Annotated in this window: 23 protein-coding genes and 1 tRNA gene; 16 read left to right on the forward strand and 8 right to left on the reverse strand. The window is 69.3% G+C overall.

Translation table 11 applies throughout. The annotated features are described in order from the left end of the window. Window positions 1-108 precede the first annotated feature (108 nt). From ileS to ndk, 4 genes are read left to right on the forward strand one after another with little or no spacing between them, the layout of a single operon-like run. The gene (gene ileS / locus NQ165_RS01585; protein WP_257530646.1) at window positions 109-3534 is read left to right on the forward strand and encodes an isoleucine--tRNA ligase; all 3426 of its coding nucleotides are present in this window, start codon (window positions 109-111) and stop codon (window positions 3532-3534) included. Next, complete coding sequence (locus NQ165_RS01590; RefSeq protein WP_257530648.1) at window positions 3531-4883, forward strand: folylpolyglutamate synthase/dihydrofolate synthase family protein; 1353 nt, start codon at window positions 3531-3533, stop codon at window positions 4881-4883. Before ileS ends, NQ165_RS01590 begins: the two co-directional genes overlap by 4 nt. Then, the gene (locus NQ165_RS01595; RefSeq protein WP_257530650.1) at window positions 4880-5290 is read left to right on the forward strand and encodes a DUF4233 domain-containing protein; all 411 of its coding nucleotides are present in this window, start codon (window positions 4880-4882) and stop codon (window positions 5288-5290) included. Before NQ165_RS01590 ends, NQ165_RS01595 begins: the two co-directional genes overlap by 4 nt. Window positions 5291-5294: 4 nt before the next feature. Continuing rightward, the gene (gene ndk / locus NQ165_RS01600; protein WP_257530652.1) at window positions 5295-5708 is read left to right on the forward strand and encodes a nucleoside-diphosphate kinase; all 414 of its coding nucleotides are present in this window, start codon (window positions 5295-5297) and stop codon (window positions 5706-5708) included. Window positions 5709-5864: 156 nt separating this feature from the next. Here ndk and NQ165_RS01605 read toward each other — a convergent pair whose 3' ends face one another. Further along, window positions 5865-6440, reverse strand: coding sequence for a vitamin K epoxide reductase family protein (locus NQ165_RS01605; RefSeq protein ID WP_257530654.1), 576 nt, complete (start codon window positions 6438-6440; stop codon window positions 5865-5867). A 293-nt stretch (window positions 6441-6733) separates the two neighbouring features. Here NQ165_RS01605 and NQ165_RS01610 point away from each other — a divergent pair, with 293 nt between their 5' ends. Then, window positions 6734-9109, forward strand: a complete 2376-nt coding sequence (locus NQ165_RS01610; RefSeq protein ID WP_257530656.1) for an Rne/Rng family ribonuclease — start codon at window positions 6734-6736, stop codon at window positions 9107-9109. 14 nt (window positions 9110-9123) lie between these two features. On the opposite strand, the gene NQ165_RS01615 is transcribed toward NQ165_RS01610, so the two are convergent. Next, window positions 9124-9402, reverse strand: coding sequence for a DUF4031 domain-containing protein (locus tag NQ165_RS01615; protein ID WP_257530658.1), 279 nt, complete (start codon window positions 9400-9402; stop codon window positions 9124-9126). A 226-nt stretch (window positions 9403-9628) separates the two neighbouring features. Here NQ165_RS01615 and rplU point away from each other — a divergent pair, with 226 nt between their 5' ends. The 9 genes from rplU (at window position 9629) to rsfS (ending at window position 16176) form a co-directional block, all read left to right on the forward strand. Next, complete coding sequence (gene rplU / locus NQ165_RS01620) at window positions 9629-9937, forward strand: 50S ribosomal protein L21 (protein ID WP_257530660.1); 309 nt, start codon at window positions 9629-9631, stop codon at window positions 9935-9937. A gap of 19 nt (window positions 9938-9956) precedes the next feature. Beyond that, window positions 9957-10214 (forward strand): 50S ribosomal protein L27, encoded by a 258-nt coding sequence (gene rpmA / locus NQ165_RS01625; RefSeq protein ID WP_191717567.1) that lies wholly within the window; start codon window positions 9957-9959, stop codon window positions 10212-10214. An 83-nt stretch (window positions 10215-10297) separates the two neighbouring features. Next, on the forward strand, window positions 10298-11800 hold the full coding sequence (obgE, locus tag NQ165_RS01630; RefSeq protein WP_257530664.1) for a GTPase ObgE: 1503 nt from the start codon (window positions 10298-10300) through the stop codon (window positions 11798-11800). Next, window positions 11797-12630: a glutamate 5-kinase gene (proB, locus tag NQ165_RS01635; protein ID WP_257530666.1), complete on the forward strand. Its 834-nt coding sequence runs from the start codon at window positions 11797-11799 to the stop codon at window positions 12628-12630. The genes obgE and proB overlap by 4 nt, the downstream gene beginning before the upstream one ends. A gap of 9 nt (window positions 12631-12639) precedes the next feature. After that, window positions 12640-13905 carry a glutamate-5-semialdehyde dehydrogenase gene (locus NQ165_RS01640; RefSeq protein WP_257530668.1) on the forward strand — a complete coding sequence of 422 codons (1266 nt, stop codon included), beginning with the start codon at window positions 12640-12642 and terminating at the stop codon, window positions 13903-13905. A gap of 50 nt (window positions 13906-13955) precedes the next feature. Then, window positions 13956-14180: a hypothetical protein gene (locus tag NQ165_RS01645; RefSeq protein WP_257530670.1), complete on the forward strand. Its 225-nt coding sequence runs from the start codon at window positions 13956-13958 to the stop codon at window positions 14178-14180. 9 nt (window positions 14181-14189) lie between these two features. After that, on the forward strand, window positions 14190-14786 hold the full coding sequence (nadD, locus tag NQ165_RS01650; RefSeq protein WP_257530672.1) for a nicotinate-nucleotide adenylyltransferase: 597 nt from the start codon (window positions 14190-14192) through the stop codon (window positions 14784-14786). Beyond that, window positions 14783-15802, forward strand: a complete 1020-nt coding sequence (locus tag NQ165_RS01655) for a hypothetical protein (protein WP_257530674.1) — start codon at window positions 14783-14785, stop codon at window positions 15800-15802. The genes nadD and NQ165_RS01655 overlap by 4 nt, the downstream gene beginning before the upstream one ends. Continuing rightward, on the forward strand, window positions 15799-16176 hold the full coding sequence (gene rsfS, locus NQ165_RS01660) for a ribosome silencing factor (protein ID WP_257530676.1): 378 nt from the start codon (window positions 15799-15801) through the stop codon (window positions 16174-16176). The genes NQ165_RS01655 and rsfS overlap by 4 nt, the downstream gene beginning before the upstream one ends. Before the next feature lie 3 nt (window positions 16177-16179). On the opposite strand, the gene NQ165_RS01665 is transcribed toward rsfS, so the two are convergent. After that, complete coding sequence (locus tag NQ165_RS01665) at window positions 16180-16656, reverse strand: VOC family protein (RefSeq protein ID WP_306816359.1); 477 nt, start codon at window positions 16654-16656, stop codon at window positions 16180-16182. A gap of 75 nt (window positions 16657-16731) precedes the next feature. Here NQ165_RS01665 and NQ165_RS01670 point away from each other — a divergent pair. Next, window positions 16732-16807 (forward strand) — tRNA-Ala (locus NQ165_RS01670). A gap of 207 nt (window positions 16808-17014) precedes the next feature. Continuing rightward, window positions 17015-17209, forward strand: coding sequence for an AlpA family transcriptional regulator (locus NQ165_RS01675; RefSeq protein WP_257530680.1), 195 nt, complete (start codon window positions 17015-17017; stop codon window positions 17207-17209). A 626-nt stretch (window positions 17210-17835) separates the two neighbouring features. On the opposite strand, the gene NQ165_RS01680 is transcribed toward NQ165_RS01675, so the two are convergent. The 5 genes from NQ165_RS01680 to NQ165_RS01700 form a co-directional block, all read right to left on the reverse strand. After that, window positions 17836-18129, reverse strand: a complete 294-nt coding sequence (locus tag NQ165_RS01680; protein ID WP_257530682.1) for a helix-turn-helix domain-containing protein — start codon at window positions 18127-18129, stop codon at window positions 17836-17838. Window positions 18130-18211: 82 nt separating this feature from the next. Continuing rightward, window positions 18212-18619 (reverse strand): hypothetical protein, encoded by a 408-nt coding sequence (locus NQ165_RS01685; RefSeq protein WP_257530684.1) that lies wholly within the window; start codon window positions 18617-18619, stop codon window positions 18212-18214. Then, window positions 18616-18936 (reverse strand): hypothetical protein, encoded by a 321-nt coding sequence (locus NQ165_RS01690; protein WP_257530686.1) that lies wholly within the window; start codon window positions 18934-18936, stop codon window positions 18616-18618. The genes NQ165_RS01685 and NQ165_RS01690 overlap by 4 nt, the downstream gene beginning before the upstream one ends. Window positions 18937-19072: 136 nt before the next feature. Then, window positions 19073-19657, reverse strand: a complete 585-nt coding sequence (locus NQ165_RS01695; protein WP_257530688.1) for a hypothetical protein — start codon at window positions 19655-19657, stop codon at window positions 19073-19075. Next, window positions 19654-19998: a PadR family transcriptional regulator gene (locus NQ165_RS01700; RefSeq protein ID WP_257530690.1), complete on the reverse strand. Its 345-nt coding sequence runs from the start codon at window positions 19996-19998 to the stop codon at window positions 19654-19656. The genes NQ165_RS01695 and NQ165_RS01700 overlap by 4 nt, the downstream gene beginning before the upstream one ends. Between the last annotated feature and the right edge of the window lie 103 nt (window positions 19999-20101).

The following is a 20101-nucleotide window of genomic DNA, read 5'->3' on the forward strand; positions in this document are numbered from 1 at the left end:
GACAGCCGCAGTGAGAGAGGGTCCACGGCGCCAGCCGGGGATCACGCGGGGTGGTACCGCGGCCTACGGGTCGTCCTCGCAGGACGCATCGCAACCTGCTGGAGTGACATGACCTACCCTCGCCCCTCGACGAGCGCATCGACCGACGCCGCGTCGGCCCCCGGCGCCTCGTTCGGCCCCGCCGCCGGTGTCGTGCCCAACCCGCGCTTCCCCGACATCGAGAAGGACGTCCTGGACTTCTGGCGCCAAGACGACACCTTCCGCGCCTCCATCGCGCAGCGGGAGGGCGCCCCGGAGTGGGTGTTCTACGACGGCCCGCCGTTCGCCAACGGCCTGCCGCACTACGGGCACCTGCTGACGGGGTACGCCAAGGACCTCTTCCCGCGGTTCCAGACCATGCGCGGCAAGAAGGTCGATCGCGTCTTCGGGTGGGACACCCACGGACTGCCCGCCGAGCTCGAGGCGATGAAGCAGCTCGGCATCACCGAGAAGAGCCAGATCGAGCAGATGGGTCTGGCCGCGTTCAACGACAAGGCGCGCTCGTCGGTGCTCGCCTACACCCGCGAGTGGGAGGACTACGTCACCCGCCAGGCCCGCTGGGTCGACTTCGAGCGCGGGTACAAGACCCTCGACACCGGTTTCATGGAGTCGGTGCTCTGGGCTTTCAAGAGCCTCTACGACAAGGACCTCGCCTATGAGGGCCACCGCGTGCTGCCGTACTGCTGGCGGGACGAGACTCCGCTGTCGAACCACGAGCTGCGCATGGACGACGACGTCTACAAGATGCGTCAGGACCCGTCGGTCACGGTGACCTTCCCGCTCGTCGGCGTGAAGGCCGAGACGCTCGGACTCACCGCCGTGCGCGCGCTCGCCTGGACCACCACCCCGTGGACCCTCCCGACCAACCTCGCGCTCGCCGTCGGGCCGGACATCACCTACGTCGTGGTCCCCGGGGGCCCCCACGGCGCCGCCGACGTGCACGAAGACCGTGCCGAGGGGGAGTCTCACCGCTACCTGCTGGCCGAGGACCTGCTGGCCGGCTACGCGAAGGACCTCGGCTACGACAGCGCCGAGGACGCCCGTGCCGCCGTGCAGCAGACCGTGCGGGGCGCCGATCTCGCCGACGTGCAGTACGACCGGCTGTTCGACTATTACGCCGACGCCGAGGCCTGGGGCACGCAGAACGCGTGGCGCATCCTCGTCGACGAGTACGTCACCACCAGCGACGGCACCGGCATCGTGCACCAGGCGCCGGCCTACGGTGAGGACGACCAGCGCATCACCGAAGCCGCCGGCATCCCGCTGATCATGAGCCTCGACGACGGCGGGCGGTTCCTGCCGCAGGTCTCCGACGTCGCCGGTGAGCTGTGGATGGATGCCAACCGCCCGCTCATCCGCCTGCTCAAGGCCGAGGGACGACTGCTGCGCGAGGCCAGCTACGAGCACTCGTACCCGCACTGCTGGCGGTGCCGCAACCCGCTCATCTACAAGGCCGTCTCGAGCTGGTTCGTGCGCGTCACGGCGATCAAGGACCGCCTCATCGAGCTGAACGAGCAGATCACCTGGGCGCCCGAGAACGTCAAGCACGGCCAGTTCGGCAAGTGGCTCGAAGGCGCGCGCGACTGGTCGATCAGCCGCAACCGCTATTGGGGTTCGCCGATCCCGGTGTGGCGCAGCGACGACCCCGCGCACCCGCGCGTGGACGTCTACGGCTCGCTCGAGGAGATCGAGCGCGACTTCGGACGCCTGCCGCGCAATGCCGAGGGCGAGGTCGACCTGCACCGCCCGTACATCGACGAACTCACGCGGCCGAACCCCGACGACCCCACCGGCCAGTCCACGATGCGGCGCATCGAGGACGTGTTCGACGTGTGGTTCGACTCGGGATCGATGCCGTACGCGCAGGTGCACTACCCGTTCGAGAACCGCGAGTGGTTCGACGAGCACGCGCCGGCGGACTTCATCGTCGAGTACATCGGGCAGACCCGCGGCTGGTTCTATGTCATGCACGTGCTCTCGGGCGCGCTGTTCGACCGTCCCGCGTTCACCGGAGTCGCCTGCCACGGCATCGTGCTCGGCAGCGACGGGCTGAAGATGTCGAAGTCGCTGCGCAACTACCCGGATGTGTCCGAGGTGTTCGACCGTGACGGCTCCGACGCGATGCGCTGGTTCCTGATGGCCAGCTCCGTGCTGCGCGGCGGCAACCTCATCGTCACGGAGGAGGGCATCCGCGCGGGTGTGCGCGAGTTCCTTCTGCCGCTGTGGAACACGTGGTACTTCTTCGCCACCTACGCCAACGCCGCCGGCGGGGCGGACGGTGAGGGATACCAGGCATCGTGGCGCACCGACTCGACCAACGTGCTCGACCGCTACATCCTTGCGCTCACGGGCGACCTCGTGCGTGATGTCGCCACGGAGCTCGATGCGCTGGACTCCACGACGGCTGCGACGAAGCTGCGGGAGTTCGCCGAGGCGCTGACCAACTGGTACATCCGCCGCTCGCGCGACCGGTTCTGGACGGGCGTCACCGACGACCCGGCCAGCCGCGAGGCCTTCGACACGCTCTACACGGTGCTCGAGACCGTCACCCGAGTGGCGGCGCCGCTCATCCCGCTCATCTCCGAGCAGATCTGGCAGGGTCTCACCGGCGGACGCAGCGTGCACCTGCAGGACTGGCCGGATGCCGACGCGTTCCCCGCGGCATCCGACATCCGCACCGCGATGGACGCGGTCCGCGAGGTCACCAGTGTCGCCAACGCGCTGCGCAAGCGCGAGGGCAAGCGCGTGCGCCTGCCGCTGCCGTTGCTGACCGTCGTCACCGCCGACGCCGACGGACTCGCGCAGTTCGACGACATCCTGCGGGACGAGCTGAACGTCAAGGCCGTGAAGCTGGCGCCGCTGCGCGACGAGACGGCGGCGGAGTACGGCATCACCCACCGGCTGTCGGTCAACGCCCGCGCTGCCGGGCCGCGCCTCGGCAAGCAGGTGCAGCAGGTCATCCGGGCGGCGAAGGACGGCGACTGGTCGCAGCACGACGGTGTCGTGACCGCCGGCGGTGTCGCGCTCGAGCCGGGTGAGTACGACCTGGTGCTCGAGACCAGCGGGCGCCCCGAGGGCGAGGCGCTGGCGCTGCTTCCCGGTGCGGGCTTCGTGCTGCTGGACACCACCACGACCCCGGAACTCGAGGCCGAGGGCTTCGCCCGCGACATCGTTCGCGCCGTGCAGGACACCCGCAAGGCGGCCGGGTTCGAGGTGAGCGACCGCATCCGCCTGCAGCTGCTGCTGGAATCGACCGCTGACGCCGACGCGCTGGAGACCGGGGCGGATGCCGCCGACGTCGCGGGAGAGACCCTCGCGGTCGACTTCGCCGCACGCGTCGCCGGACGCGACATCGCACTGCCCGCGGACACGCAGAGCGACCAGTGGCACGCGGAGGTCTTCGGCGGCATGCCCGACCACGTCGGCTACGTGCCGGCGGGCACCTACGCCAATGAGGGCGGGATCTTCGTCGCAGTGAGCCGGGTGAGCGCATGAGTGACCGGAGCAGGGCAGACGCCGTCTACGAGACGCTTCTCTCGCGGGCGGGAGAGCGCTGGGTGCAGCCGCGCAAGGAGCGCACAGGTCGGCTGCTGGACTACCTCGGCGACCCGCAGCGCACCTACCGCGTCGTCCACGTGACGGGCACGAACGGCAAGACGTCGACCAGTCGCATCGTCGAGAGCCTGGTGCGCGCCCACGGGCTGCGCACCGGGCTGTTCACGAGCCCCCACCTGGAGCGCTTCACCGAGCGGATGATGATCGACGGCGAGCCGGCGACCGATGCCGCCGTCGCCGACGCGTGGGACGAGATCACCCCGTTCGTCGAGATCGTCGACGCCGAGCTCACCGCCGCCGGCGAGGAGCCGCTGACCTTCTTCGAGCTGCTGACGGCGCTGGCCTTCGCGGTCTTCGCCGATGCGCCCGTCGACGTCGCGGTGATCGAAGTGGGCATGGGCGGTTCGTGGGATGCCACGAACAACGCCGACGCCGACGTCGCCGTCTTCGCGCCCATCGCCCTGGACCACGCCGACCGCCTCGGCGGCACCATCGCGGAGATCGCCCAGGTGAAGGCCGGGATCATCAAGGACGGCTCGGCCGTCGTGTCGGCGCGGCAGGATCCCGCCGCGGAGCGGGTGCTGCGGGCCGCCGCGGCATCCCATGACACCTCCGTCGCCTTCGAGGGCGAACGCTTCGCGCTGACCGATGACCGCCTCGCCGTCGGTGGGCAGCAGATCTCGGTGCGCGGTCTGGCGGGAACCTACGACGGGCTGTACCTGCCGCTGTACGGGGAGCATCAGGCGCACAACGCCGCGCTCGCGATCGCTGCGGTCGAGTCCCTCATCGGGGCAGGAGACCGACCGATCGCGCCCGACGTCATCACCGAAGGCCTCGCCGAGGCGACGTCTCCGGGGCGCCTGCAGCTGCTCGGCATCTCGCCGACGGTCTTCGTCGACAGTGCCCACAACCCGCACGGCGCGACAGCTCTCGTCAGGGCGCTGGGGTCGGCATTCGACTTCGACCAGTGGGGGATCGTGCTCGGCGTGCTCGCGGACAAGGACGTCGCCGGGGTGGTGGCCGAACTCGCGCCGGCAGCGGCGCACGTGTTCGCCACCGCTCCGCTGTCCGAGCGTGCCGCCGACGCCGACACCGTGGCCGACCTGGTGGAGGAGGCGGGCACCGCCGTGACCGTGCACGGCGACCTTTCCGAGGCGACCGAGGCGGCACGGGCGTGGGCAGCGGCATCCGATCGCCGCGCCGTCGTCATCGCCGGCAGCGTGCTGCTGGCGGGTGAGGCCATCGCGCTTGCGGCGGCCGAGGACTGGAAGGGCGGGTGGCAGGAATGACCGCAGCGACACGCACGCCGCGGCCGCGCCGGCCGCGCGGAGCACAGGAGTCCCTGGCGTCGATCGTGCTGGTGTTCGAGGCGGTCATCGCCTTCCTCGCGGGGCTGGTGATCTTCGGACTGAAGGTGCTCCCCGCCGGCATCGAGGATTGGTGGGGCGTGGTGGCCGGCAGCGTGGTCGCCGTGCTGATGGTCGTGACGGCCGGCCTCGTGCGCCACCCCTGGGCGATCGCCTTCGGGTGGGTGCTGCAGGTGGTCGTGGCGCTCGGCGCCCTCCTCGTGCCCGCGCTGCTGCTGGTCGCCCTCATTTTCGGCGGCATGTGGGCGTATGCCACCATCAAGGGGGCCTCGCTGGACCGGCGCAACGCGCGCCTGGCCGGCGGAGCCGAACAGCGAAACGGAGACTGACACCATGGCCACCGAAGAAACCCTCGTCCTCGTCAAGCCCGACGGCGTCGCCCGCGGCCTCACCGGCACGATCCTCGCCCGCATCGAGGCGAAGGGGTACTCCCTCGTCGACCTGCGGCTCGTGGAGCCCGATCGCGAGCGCCTCGAGGCGCACTACGCCGAGCACGCCGGCAAGCCGTTCTACGAGCCGCTGGTGGAGTTCATGATGTCGGGCCCGTCCGTGGCGATCCGGCTGGCCGGCAACCGCGTGATCGAGGGGTTCCGCTCCCTCGCGGGCACGACCGACCCCACGACCGCCGCACCGGGCACCATCCGCGGCGACTTCGGCCGCGACTGGGGCGTCGCCGTGCAGCAGAACCTCGTCCACGGTTCCGACAGCCCCGAGTCCGCCGCGCGCGAACTCGCGATCTGGTTCTGACCTCCCGCGACACGTCGGCAGGCAAGCGCACGCGCTGAGCCCGGCGTCGCGCGGTACCGAAACCGGCATCCGCTCCCGGGTCATCCGTGGCGGATGCCGGTTCTTCGTCCGCGCGACCGGCCTTCCCCGGTCACCCTCGGGAAGACCGACGCGGCGTCAGAGCTGCGCCATCCAGTCCAGGCGCAGCTGGGCGATCAGAGCGACCACCGCATAGGTCACGATCGTCATCAGCGGCACCCAGGCGCCCAGCTTCGCCGCCCACCGCACGCCGGATTCCCGGAGCGTCTGCACCGTCACGGCGTAGAACGACGGGATGGTCACCGCCCAGGTCACCATGCACCACGGGCACAGCGTGTTGAGGCTGAATACGCTCTGCGCGATGAGCCAGATCACGAACCCGAACGCGAACGCCATACCCGCCCAGAAGCACCACCAGAACCACCGCGCGAAGCGCGCCCCCGCCAGCAGGGCGAAGCCCACCACGATCGGCGCGACCCACCCGGCCAGGCCCAGGATCGGGTTGGGGAAGCCGAAGACGCTGCCCTGTGCGGACTCCAGGTTGGCCGTGCACTGCACCAGCAGGCTGAAGTCGCACGAGGCGATCGCCTCGGGGTCGGCCAGCAGCGCGAACCGCTCCATGGTGAGCGAGAAGGACGCCCACCAGCCGATCAGACCCGCCATGATCAGCCACACGGCGAGGATGGACGGGCGCTGCGATCGGGTCTCTGCCATGTCCGGATTATTCCATCGCCGCGGCGCCCCCTCACGACACGACGGGACCGGCGGGCATTCCGCGAACACAAGATGCACCGATAGTGCGATAATGGTCGGTGATGCACCCGCGGCCGCGCCGCGACCGCATCACCGAAGACTTCGGGCGATGAACGCCCAGCGCAGCCGCCAACGAGCCGGCTGCAGACCGAGTGAGAGTTCGCGAGCCGCATCGTGAAAGACGAGACGACAGCGGCCCCGCACGAGATTTCGCCGGGCGACGCGCGGTGTCGCCCGCAAGGAGTACGCCGGTGATGACCGATGACACCCCCACGACCCCTGCCACCGATGCCGAAGAGACGGTGACCCCGCCCTCCGGCGACACCGCGCCCTCCGGCCCCGCCGACACGGACGCCGCACCCGAGGGGGAGGCTTCGACCGAGACGGACGCGGCACCCGAGGCGGAGAAGGCATCCGAGACGGACATGGCCCCCGAGGCGGATGCCGCGCCGGTCGAGTCCGCCGCCGAGCCGGCCACGGACGCTCCCGCCGAAGCCACGACTCCGCAGGAGCCCGCTGCACCGAAGGGCCCCATCACGGCGGTGAGCCTCGGCCTGCTGCCGGAGAACTTCGTCTCGTCGGTGTCGACCGAGCTGCACTTCTACGCCCCGGAGATCACACCGCTGCCCCCGCGCCCCGGTCGCCGGCCGGAGGACGACGAGGACGAGCAGCCCAGCCGCTCGTCGTCGCGTCGTCGCGGACGGCGCCGTGGTGGCGATGACGACGACGACTCGGCTCCCGCGTCGGCACCCGCCCCGCGCCAGCGTGCCGTCGAGCTCATCACCGAGCCGCAGCGCATCAAGGGCTCCACCCGCCTCGAGGCCAAGAAGCAGCGCCGTCGCGACGGACGCGAGGCCGGCAGGCGCCGCACCGTCGTCACCGAGGCCGAGTTCCTCGCCCGGCGCGAGGCCGTGGACCGCGAGATGATCGTGCGGTCCAAGAACGGCCGCGTGCAGATCGCGGTGCTCGAGGACAACGTGCTGGTCGAGCACTACGTCGCCCGCAGCCAGGACGCCTCGCTCATCGGCAACGTCTACCTGGGCCGCGTGCAGAACGTGCTGCCCAGCATGGAGGCGGCCTTCGTCGACATCGGGCGCGGCCGCAACGCGGTGCTGTACTCCGGTGAGGTCGACTGGGATGCCGTCGAGACCGGCAACCAGCCCCGCCGCATCGAGTTGGCGCTCAAGTCGGGTGACCGCGTGCTCGTGCAGGTCACGAAGGACCCGGTCGGTCACAAGGGTGCCCGCCTGACCAGCCAGATCTCCCTTCCCGGCCGCTACCTCGTGTACGTCCCGGGCGGCGCCATGAACGGCATCTCCCGCAAGCTCCCCGACACCGAGCGCGCCCGGCTGAAGCGCATCCTCAAGGAGGTGCTGCCCGAGTCCAGCGGGGTGATCGTGCGCACCGCCGCCGAGGGTGCCACCGAGGAGCAGCTGACCCGCGACGTGCAGCGTCTGACGAACCAGTGGGAGCACATCAGCAAGCAGGTCGAGACCGTGGGCGCCCCGGCGCTGCTGCACTCCGAGCCGGACCTGCTGGTGAAGATCGTGCGTGACGTCTTCAACGAGGACTTCACCAAGATGCTGATCCAGGGTGACGACGCCTACGACACCATCACCAGCTACCTCGCCGGCGTTGCGCCCGACCTGCTCGACCGCGTGCAGCGGTTCGAGGGCGACCACGATCCGTTCGACGAGTTCCGCATCACGGAGCAGATCGAGAAGGCGCTGGACCGCAAGGTCTGGCTGCCCTCGGGCGGCTCTCTCGTCATCGACCGCACCGAGGCGATGACCGTCATCGACGTCAACACCGGCAAGTTCGTCGGCTCCGGGGGCAACCTCGAAGAAACGGTGACCAAGAACAACCTCGAGGCGGCCGAAGAGATCGTGCGCCAGCTGCGGCTGCGCGACATCGGCGGCATCATCGTCGTCGACTTCATCGACATGGTGCTCGAGTCCAACCGCGATCTGGTGCTGCGCCGCCTGGTGGAGTGCCTCAGCCGCGACCGCACCAAGCACCAGGTGGCGGAGGTCACGTCACTGGGCCTCGTGCAGATGACGCGCAAGAAGCTCGGCCTCGGGCTGCTGGAGACCTTCAGCGAGGCGTGCGACGTCTGCGCCGGCCGGGGTGTCATCGTGCACCACGATCCGGTCGTCAAGCACCGCGGCAACGGCGGCGGCAACACGTCGGCGCGCCGCCCGCGCCAGGCGCCCCCTGCGCCCGCGCCCACCGGGGGCACCCACGTCATCACCGAGGGCGTCAAGTCGGCCCTCGCGCAGATCGCGGCATCCACCATCCAGAACGCGCCCGAGGAGGCCATGGCCGGGTCGCTGGACCTCCCCGTCGCTGAGCCGGCCGCAGCCGTCGACATCGACCGCGCCGACCGGACCGAGGCGAGGGAGCCGCGCGCGGACCGAGGCGACCGCCCGGACCGCGCGGAGCGCCCGAAGAAGGCCCGCAAGAAGAAGTCGGAGTCGTCCGCGCCGAAGACCGAGAAGGACCTGCTGCTGGATTCCGTGCTGCAGGCCCTTCCCGAGCCGAAGGCCCCGGGACAGGGGAGAGGCCGGCGCCGCGTGTCGACGGCCGCGCTCACCGGCACCCCCGTGCCGCACATCAAGGACGGCGAGTAACACCGCCGCTGCCGTCAGCGCTGCGTGCGGGTCCGGTCTCGGGCCCGCACGCGCAGGCCGGAGGCGATCAGCCGGCGCACCAGCTCATGGCCGTCCACGTGCTGCGCACCGGCGGCCACGAGGCGCGCGTGGCTGGATTCGGGGACGTCGTAATGATCCAGATCGAAGCTGCGAGCCGGCACGCCGTTCGCCGCGGCGAAGGCGTGCAGTTCATCGAGCGTGCTGTCGCTGACCAGATGCGCCCACAGCCGTCCATGAGCGGGCCAGCGGGGGTCGTCGATCAGGATCGCCACCCGTCGATGCTACGGCTCGCCCGCGACACGCATCCCGTCCTTTTGCGCATGTTGCCCGGCATCGGCTAAACTCGACCTTTGGTGCGGCGCGTCTCCAGCCTTCGGGCAGCACGTGCATGGCGACGTCGGCTTTCAGCCGTCGGTCGGCACCCAGACTTATCTTTCACAGAGCGAGTCTCGCAAAGACAACCGGAGCCTCGCGCTCCCGAACGAAAACAGGTGTGAAGTGGTTTACGCAGTTGTGCGCGCCGGTGGCCGCCAGGAGAAGGTCGAGGTCGGCACGATCGTCGTCCTGGATCGTCAGAAGGCCAAGGTCGGCGAGTCCCTCGAGCTTCCCGCCGTCCTGCTCGTCGACGGCGATGCCGTCACGACGGACGCCGACAAGCTGGCGAAGGTCACCGTCACCGCTGAGGTGCTCGGTGAGTCGCGCGGTCCGAAGATCGTGATCCAGAAGTTCAAGAACAAGACCGGTTACAAGAAGCGCCAGGGGCACCGCCAGGACCTCACGCGCGTCAAGGTCACCGGCATCAAGTAAGGCCAGGGGAGACGCAGAGATGGCACACAAAAAGGGCGCAAGCTCCACCCGTAACGGTCGTGACTCCAACGCCCAGCGCCTCGGCGTCAAGCGCTTCGGAGGCCAGGAAGTGAACGCCGGCGAGATCATCGTCCGCCAGCGCGGCACCCACTTCCACCCGGGCGCGAACGTCGGCCGCGGCAAGGACGACACCCTGTTCGCCCTCGCCGCCGGCGCTGTCGAGTTCGGCTCGAAGGGCCGCCGCAAGGTGGTCAACATCGTCGCGGCCGCGGAGTAACCGCGAGATCGCACTGAATCTCGGCGAGGGGCGGGCTACGGCTCGCCCCTCGCCTGTTTGTACCGACAGCTGAGGAGCAGTCCATGGTCACCTTCGTCGATAGAGTGACGCTCCATCTGCGCGCCGGAAAGGGCGGCAACGGCTGCGTCTCGGTCAAGCGGGAGAAGTTCAAGCCGCTCGCCGGTCCCGACGGCGGCAACGGCGGCAACGGCGGCGACATCGTGCTGGTCGCCGACCCGCAGGTGACGACGCTGCTGTCCTACCACCACTCGCCCCATCGCACCGCCGGCAACGGCGGGTTCGGCATGGGCGACCACCGCTCGGGCGCCAACGGGGAATCGCTCGAGCTGCCCGTCCCGGTGGGCACCGTGGTCAAAGACGCCGCCGGCCACACGCTGGTCGACATGGTCGAGCCCGGCACCCGCGTGGTCGTCGCCCCCGGCGGTCAGGGTGGTCTGGGCAACGCGTCGCTGGCCAACCCCAAGCGCAAGGCCCCCGGGTTCGCCCTGCTCGGCACGCCCGGGTGGGAAGGCGACATCCAGCTCGAGCTGAAGACGGTCGCCGACGTGGCCCTGGTGGGCTTCCCGTCCGCCGGCAAGTCCAGCCTCATCGCCGCGGTCTCCGCCGCGCGACCGAAGATCGCCGATTATCCGTTCACGACGCTGCACCCGAACCTGGGTGTCGTGCAGGCGGGCGAGGTGCGGTTCACCGTCGCCGACGTGCCCGGTCTCGTCGAGGGTGCCAGCGAGGGGCGGGGCCTGGGCCTGGAGTTCCTGCGGCACGTCGAACGGTGCACGGCTCTCGTGCACGTGCTGGACTGCGCCACGCTCGAGCCGGGTCGCGACCCGCTGAGCGACCTCGACGTCATCCTCGCCGAGCTCGCCGCCTACCCGGTGCCCGAGGGACAGATCCCGCTGCTCGAGCGCCCCCAGCTGGTGGCGCTGAACAAGATCGACGTGCCCGAGGCGAAGGAGCTCGCCGATCTGGTGCGTCCCGACCTCGAAGCCCGCGGTTACCGCGTGTTCGAGATCTCCACCGTCAGCCACGAGGGTCTGCGTCAGCTCACCTTCGCGCTCGGCGACGTGGTGGCGCAGCACCGCGCGCACCTGGCGGCGACCCCGGCGCCGGAGCGCATCGTCATCCGCCCGAAGGGCTCCGAGAAGGAGTTCGAGATCCGCGTCGAAGGCGGCACGTACGGCAACATCTACCGGGTGCTCGGCGCGAAGCCGGTCAAGTGGGTGCAGCAGACGGACTTCCAGAACGAGGAGGCCGTGGGCTTCCTCGCGGACCGCCTGGAGAAGCTGGGCGTCGAGAACGGGCTGTTCAAGGCGGGCGCGCAGGCCGGATCCACCGTCGTCATCGGCGAGGGCGACGGCATCGTGTTCGACTGGCATCCGGCCATGACCTCCGCTGCGGAGCTCATGACAGCGCCGCGAGGCACCGATCCGCGACTGGACCTCAACCCGCGCCGCACCACGTCGCAGCGTCGCGAGCGCTATCACGAGCGCATGGATGCCAAGGCTGAGGCCCGCGCAGACCTCGAGGCCGAGCGCCGCGCAGAGCGAAACGAGGAGACCTCGCGGTGACAGCGCGGGATCGCTCCGGGATCCGCACGGCCCGCCGGCTCGTGGTCAAGGTCGGCTCGTCGTCGATCAGCGGGGACAACGCCGGCAAGATCCAGGGGATCGTCGAGGCTCTCGCGGCCGCGCACGCGCGCGGCGTGGAAGTCGTGCTGGTGTCGTCCGGTGCGATCGCGACGGGCATGCCCTTCCTCGACCTCGACGAACGCCCCGCCGACCTCGCTACGCAGCAGGCGGCAGCGGCGGTGGGCCAGAACATCCTCATCTACCGCTACCAGGAGGCGCTGCGGGCATTCCGCGTCGTCGCCGGCCAGGTGCTGCTGACCGCGGGCGATCTCGAGAACCCCACGCCGCGCTCGAATGCGCGCCGTGCCATGGATCGCCTGCTCGGGCTCCGGATCCTCCCGATCGTCAACGAGAACGACACCGTGGCGACGCACGAGATCCGCTTCGGTGACAACGACCGGTTGGCGGCACTGGTGGCGAGTCTGGTCGGTGCCGACGCGCTGGTGCTGCTCAGCGACATCGAGTGCCTCTACACGCGTCCGCCTTCGGAGCCGGGGGCGGAGCCCATCCGGCACGTCGCCTTCGACGACGATCTGAGCGGATTCGAGTTCGGGTCGGTGGTCGTCAACAGCGTCGGAACCGGGGGAGCGGCGACGAAGGTCTCCGCCGCCCGGCTGGCCGCGGCATCCGGGATCGGGGTGCTGGTCACCAGCGCGGACCTCGTCGGTGCCGCCCTTATGGGGGAAGACATCGGCACCTGGTTCGCACCCGACCCGAGCGGGTCCGCGCCGAGGACCGGCGCCGTCCCGACCACCGCCGCCCACGACTAAACTGAGCCGATGACCACCCTCACCGTGCCGACGACGGCGCGCGAGCGGATGCAGCTCGCCAAGGATGCCTCGCGCAGCGTCGCCCTGCTGAGCGACGAGGACAAGGCCGCCGCGCTGCACGCGATCGCCGACGCCCTCGACGCCGCTGTCGACGAGATCGTCGCAGCCAACGCCGAAGACCTCGAACGCGGCCGCGCGACGGGGATGGCGCCGGGGCTTCAGGACCGGCTGCGGCTGGATGCCGCGCGCATCGGCGCCCTCGCCGAGGCGGTGCGCCAGGTGGCGGCGCTGCCTGATCCGGTGGGCCGTGTGCTGGATGAGCGCGTGATCGGCGGCGGGGTGCGCCTGCAGAAGGTGTCGGTGCCCTTTGGCGTCGTCGGCTCGATCTACGAGGCGCGACCGAATGTGACCGTCGACATCGCCGCGCTCGCGCTGCGCGCCGGCAACGCGGTGGTGCTGCGCGGCGGCACGGCTGCTGAGCACTCCAACGCCGCCCTCGTGCGCACGATGCGCGGTGCTCTCGCCTCCCGCGGCATCGATCCCGAGGCCGTGCAGACGCTGGACGACTTCGGACGAGAGGGTGCGCGGGAGCTCATGCAGGCCCGCGGCCTGGTCGACGTGCTCGTGCCGCGCGGCAGCGCCCAGTTGATCGAGACGGTCGTGACGGAGTCGTCGGTGCCGGTGATCGAGACCGGCGCCGGGGTCGTGCACATCGTGCTGGATTCCACCGCGCCGACCGACTGGGCCCGCGACATCGTCGTCAACGCCAAGGCGCAGCGCCCGAGCGTCTGCAACGCCGTCGAGACCGTGCTGGTGCTCGCCGACGCCGCCGAGAGGCTGATCCCGCCGGTCGTCACGGCGCTGCAGCAGGCGGGTGTCACCGTGCACGGGGACGACACGACGCGGAGCCTGGCGCCCGACGTGGTGCCCGTGACCGAGGACGAATACGCGCTCGAGCACATGAGCCTCGACCTTTCGATGCGCGTCGTGCCCGACCTCGACGAGGCCCTCGCCCACATCCGGCGCTACTCCACCCAGCACACCGAGTCGATCATCACGGCGGATGAGGCCCGCGCCGAGCGCTTTCTCACCGAGGTGGACGCCGCTGTCGTCATGGCCAACGCCTCGACGCGCTTCACGGATGGCGGAGAGTTCGGGTTCGGCGCTGAGGTCGGCATCTCGACCCAGAAGCTGCACGCCCGGGGCCCGATGGGCCTTCCTGAGCTGACCAGTGTCAAGTGGCTCGCCCGTGGCGGCGGGCAGGTGCGCTCCTGACGCAATAAGCTGGAGAGCGCGCGCCCCCAAGCATCCTGAACGGAGCCCCTATGAACCTCGCCTCTATCACCGCCTTCGCCGCGGCGGAGACGGAACACCACGTCGGCCTTTTCGACAACGTCGGCTACGGCATCGTGGCCCTCGCGATCTTCCTGCTGCTCGGGCTGGTCACGCTCTCGTACCGCAACGTCGCCAACCGGCACGCCCCGAAGGCCGAGGCCTACGCGCGGGCGCACCGCGAGGAACTCACGCAGGCGGGGCACGGCCACCACTAGGCCGGGTGCATGACTTCTCCGCGTGCGCCGCGCATCGGTGTGATGGGTGGGACGTTCGACCCGATCCATCACGGCCACCTCGTCGCAGCCAGCGAGGTCGCCCAGTCGCTCGACCTCGACGAAGTGATCTTCGTGCCTACGGGGCAGCCCTGGCAGAAGCACCAGGTGTCGGCCGCGGAGCACCGCTATCTCATGACGGTGATCGCGACGGCATCCAACCCGAGGTTCACCGTCAGCCGCGTCGACATCGACCGCGGGGGTCCCACGTACACCACGGACACCTTGCGGGATCTGAAAGTGCAGCGCCCCGACGCGGAGTTCTTCTTCATCACCGGCGCCGATGCGATCGCCCAGATCTTCACGTGGCGCGACCACGAAGAACTGTGGAGTCTCGCGCACTTCGTCGCCGTATCCCGTCCCGGCCACGTGCTGGACATCGAGGACCTGCCCGCCGAGGGCGTCAGCCAGCTGGAAGTGCCGGCACTGGCGATCTCGTCCACGGACTGCCGCGACCGCGTACATCGGGGATACCCGGTGTGGTACCTGGTCCCTGACGGCGTCGTCCAATACATTGCGAAGCACCACCTCTATCGGAGCCAGGCATGAGCACACCCGAGCAGCCCACTCCGCCGCTGACGCGCAAGCAGCTGCGTGACTTGCGCAACACGGCGGCGACACCGATCATCACCGGCGATGAGCCCTCTGTCGAGCCTGCGGTCGTGGCGGCTCCGCTGCCGAAGCCGGCGCCCCCCGCCGAGGTTCCTCCCGCGCCCCAGCCCGATTCCGAGGTCGACCTCGCAGCCAGCCCGCTCACCCGCCGCCAGGCGCGGCAGCAGGAGCGCATCCGCACGGCGTCGGTGCCCGTCATCACTCCCGACCTGATGGCCGCCCCCGACGTGCAGGCGGATCAGGCAGCTGCGGAAGAGAGCGAAGAGGCCGCCGCGGCCGACACCGCCGCATCAGAAGCGGAGGTCGATGAGGCAACCGTTGTCGAGGACGCTCCTGTCGTCGAGGAAGCTCCTGTCGTCGAGGTTCCTGTTCAAGAAGCGCCCGTTGTCGAGGCGCCCGCCACCGCAGCGCCCGCCGCCGAGGACCCCGCCCTCGACGTGGTCGAAGAGCGCCCCGTCGTCAACAGCGCGCTCGGAGCCGAGCTGCTCGAGGGCCAGGCCGATGCCGTTGAGCTGCCGGCATCCTTCGACAACCTGCTCGGTCGCGGCTCCGGCGCCGGATCGCTCACGGCATCCAATGCGCTGATCCTCTCGCAGACGCCCACGTCCGGCCCCCTGGTCGGCCCCGTCACCGCGACCGGCGAGGTGCTGATCACGGGTACCTTCGAGTTGCCCGAGGGCCTCGGATCACGGGGTCACGCGCCGGGCGTCGCCGACGGCAAGGACATCGATGCCGTCCTCATCGACGGGGAACTGCCGCCGGCATCCTCACCCACCCCGATCGCCGCGAGCGCGGCGATCAGCACGTCCAAGAGCGCCGGAGAGATCATCCAGCCGCCTGCCCCGGAGAGGGGCGGCCGTCTCATGATGGCCCTCGCCATCACCGCGGGCGCGCTTCTGATCACCGTCGTGGGCGTTTTCATCTTCGCCATCACCACAGGAGTCTTCTCATGACCGCCAGCGCCCAGTCGATCGACATGGTCCAGATCGCCGCGCAAGCCGCCGTTGCCACCGGCGGAGAGGACATCGTCGCACTCGACGTCTCCGAGCCGTTGCCTCTCGTCGACGCGTTCCTCATCGTCTCGGGCAACAGCGAGCGCAACGTCGCCGCGATCGCCGACCGCATCGAGGAGAAGCTGCTCGAAGCGGGACACAAGCGCCTGCGTCGTGAGGGGCGCGAGCAGGCTCGGTGGATCCTCCTCGACTTCGGCGACCTCGTCGCGCACGTCTTCCACCAGGAGGAGCGCGTGTTCTACGGCCTCGAGCGGCTGTGGAAGGACTGCCCGGTCATCCCGGTCGAGCTCCCCGCCACGACATCGGCCGACTGAGGCTCACTGCAGGCAGAACTCGTTGCCCTCGGGATCGCGTAGCTGGTAATACAGTTCCGGCCACGGTCCCCACGATTGATCGACGAGTCTGACGACCTCGGCGCCCAGCGTGACGAGGCGATCCTTTTCCGCATCCAGCTGCGCGCGGGTGGGTCGCCCTTCGGCGACCGTCTGCACATCGAGGTGAATCCGGTTGCGCCCCCGCTTCGGGCCATCGGCGTGGTGGAAGAAGAGCTGGGGCCGACGCGGGCCGGGTCTTCGGCGAGAGCGCGCGTGCCAAGATCTTCTTCGGTGAGCCCGGCGTCGAGCAGTTGCCGCCGCATCGGGTCCTCCCATTCGAGCAGCGGATAGCCGAAGACGCCCGCCCAGAAATGGGAGAGCGCGCGGGGGTCGTCCGCGTAGAAGGTGATGTTGCCCAGGGTTGCCATGTCGCACCTCTTCCGGTCGGATGCGGGTCACTCTACGGACACGCCCGGACATCGCAGCGGATTCGGTTCCCTGTGCCGACGTGTTGTAGGCTTAACGAGTTGCCGCGCGAAAGCGCGAGCATCGTCTGGGCCTGTGGCGCAGCTGGTAGCGCACCTGCATGGCATGCAGGGGGTCAGGGGTTCGAGTCCCCTCAGGTCCACCAAAAACCCCCGGTCTACCGGGGGTTTTTCGTTTCTCCGGCGCCCGCATGAGATGCCAAGTCCCCGTTATTCCCTCGTAATGACCGTGAGGGACTGGGGGGCAAATCGATGCGACCACCAAGATCGCGCAATACCGTGCATGTGGGTCCCATGAGCACGAACGCCTCCCAGACCCCGTCCCTCTCCGAGTCGAGACTCTCTTGCGCTCGATGACGCTCGACGAACTCCCTGACCTCCTCACGATCAAGGAGCTGTCGATCTGGGCGCGGATTCCCGTCAACACCCTCTACGAGTGGAAGGCGAAGGGCATCGGGCCCACGCCGCTGAAGATGGGCAAGCACCTGCGCTACTCGAAGGAGCGCGTGCGTGCGTGGACGCTCGAGCTGGAAGCCGCCGCCGCCTGATGCCCCGCCACAAGATGGCCCCAGGCGCTCCTGGCCGCAGCGCCCCGCCTGCGGTGTGCCCGTGCCGCGCCCTTCCGCGCCCGCCGCCCCGGAAGCCGCGGCCTGCTGCTTCCGACGCGGTGGCAGAGGATTTGGAGCTGACGAAGGCCCAGAAGGCATCGCGTCTGCACTCGCAACGCACAAAGACTTGTGGGCCAGGCCATGCATAGCCCGGTTGGTGATCGCCGTGTATGTCTGAGACATGGCGTCCAGGACGAGCACCACGAGCCGCAGATAGGCCGCGTGTCGCCACCCCGCTGCGGCCGTGACTGCCTCGACGCCCGACGCGACGAAGACCATCGGCGGCGCAGGGGGGTTAAGCGCAGCCTCTGATGATGGTCGGCGGAGACGGTGCGGGCCTGCCCTCGGACATGCGAGCACGGCTACTGAAGCTCCGCTCGGAGGGGGTCGGGCGAGACCGCGGTGCGCCGGTCTGCCAGCGCTGCGGCTCTAGTCGTCCGTCATGAGCCGGCCGTCGTCCTCCAGCCAGACCCGCTTGCGCTGGCTGATCGCGGTGGCGACGATGCCGAGCTCGGGATCCCCTTACGGACACGATCGCGTGGGGATCGACAGCACTTCTGTGTCGCTCATGCCGCGTCGATCCCATCGGCAGGCTCGATCACCCAGTCGAGTCTCACCTCCGGCACCTCGAGCGCGTGCAACACCCTGATGAGGGTGTCGAGCGTCGGGTTTGCGACCCCGCCCGATGGGGTCGTGGCCCGCTCCAAGCAGCTGTACGTGTACAGGGCAAGTCCCGCTTCCTGAGCGACGCGTTCTTGGGACAGTCCGCGTGCCTGACGGAAGTGCCGAAGCAGGATGGCGAGCCGTTGGGCAGCTTCGATGCGGATCTCGCGGTACTCGTGTTCCGAGAGCGCGCTCATCCAGGCTCAACGCCCAAATAAAGATGGGGTGCGCTCCGCCCGGTATCGGCGCAGGGCGCACCCCTCGGGGTGTTGCAGCGACCTAGAAGGTGTACTGCTGTCCGCCGATGTTGGCGCCGACGCGCAGCCCCAGACCGTAGCTGAACGTTCCGAGGACCGTGTCGGCGCTGATCCGGTACTCCGCGCGCGCAGGACCGGAAGCGTTCTCGTACCTCTTTCCGATCGAGAAGGACTCCTGCTTCCACGATCGCGCCCCGTAGACGACGGAGCTCTGGCTGTAGATCGAGTCGATCCGGTCGTAGCCGTTGTTGACGAAGGTGAAGTCCGCCCGGAAGTTCTGTTGGACGATACCGTCCCAGCGGTCGATGAGGCAGTTCGTCTTGCGGACCACGCCGCTGCCATTGCTGGTGCTGCACCCGCTGACGCCGAAGGGTGTGATCGTGCCGGGTGCTGGTGCCGGCTTGGCGATCTCGATGCGGTTGATGCTCACCGATCCGTCGGCGTAGACGTTCTCGGTGACTTCGAACCCGACTCGACAGTCGTGTTCGTGGACACCGGCGCGGCGCCCGTCATGGAGTCGAGCGGCTCGCCGCTGAGCAGCTTGTCGACCAGGGCGTCCTGAGTGGTGGTGGGCACGCCGCGCTCCGTCAGGAAGGTGGTGATGCTCGCCTCCATCTCGGCGGTCTGGTCGGCCGGGGAAGTGGTCGTGCTCGCCAACGCTGGCGAAGCGAACGAGCAGATCCCCACGATGAGCGCGGCTGCAGCGCCGGCCACGGTTGCCTTGCGCATTTTGTCCCGAAACTTCATTGTTCCTCCTCCATGGGTGCACCTGATGGCAGCCCCTTGAGGATGAAGCTATGAGTCGGACTTGTGGGTCGCTACCAAGGATGATTGCTTGACAGACCGCGACATGCATGACGCCCTGCCCACAGTGGCCGACGGTTCAAACCAGTGACCGTCGGATCTGCCTGCGCCGCCGGAGGGGGCCCACTATGAGCACGGCTGCTGTGAGCGAGTACAGCAGCGCCGCGAGCACGTAGAGCGTCACGATGGCCGGCCAGATGAGTGCGTTGCCCGTCGGATCCAGCCCTGGCACCACGCCCGGCATCGCTGTTGCGACCACCGCTGCTGCGGTGGCGAGAAGCGCGAGCATCCCAATCCACTTCTCCCGCGTGGTCCACGCTCGCGAGATCCACAGCATGACGATGCCCGCGATCCAGCCGACCCAAGGGACGATGAAACCCCCGATCGTGATGAGTACGGCTGTCAAGGCGACGTACCAGCTGCGCTCGGTGACAGGCACCTGGCCATGATCGCTGTTCCGCCGTGCAGGCTCGGAAACCCGGGCGCTGGCCGCCACGTAGGCGGGGTCGCCGATCAGCCTGATCCGATCGGCTGCTTCGCTGGGGCTGAGCCCAGCGAGCTCCTCACGGATGCCGTCGACGAGGCTCGAGCGAGTCTCAGCATCGACGTCTTCCAGGAGGGAGTCCAACTCCCGCAGGTACGCGTTGACGGTGGTGTTGTTCATGAGTCCGTCCCAGGTTCGATACAGCGGACGACTGAGGCCGTGAACGCGGCCCAGCCCTGTCGGAATTGATCCAGTGATTGCTCACCGGCAGGGGTCAGCTCGTAGTAGCGGCGTGCTGGGCCGTTCTCCGAAGGCACCTCGTAGGTCGTGACATGGCCCCGCTCTCGCAGGCGCGTGAGCACGGGGTAGAGGGTCCCGATACTGCCGATGATCCCGCCGTCGGTGATCAAGCGATCCGCGAGCTGCCACCCGTACATCGGCTCCTTCGAAAGAAGGCCGAGGATGCACGGCTCCACGACCCCGCGGCGAAGCTGCGGCACCGGATCGCTGATGGCTATCATGCGGCACAAGGTAGCAGTGCACTGTATTGCTACGCAAGATACCGGCGGATGCAACCGAAGCGCTCATGGAGAGCCGACCCCCGGCGCCAGAGGTACTCCAGCT

Source organism: Microbacterium sp. zg.Y1084, from assembly GCF_024623595.1.
Lineage (GTDB): Bacteria > Actinomycetota > Actinomycetes > Actinomycetales > Microbacteriaceae > Microbacterium > Microbacterium wangruii.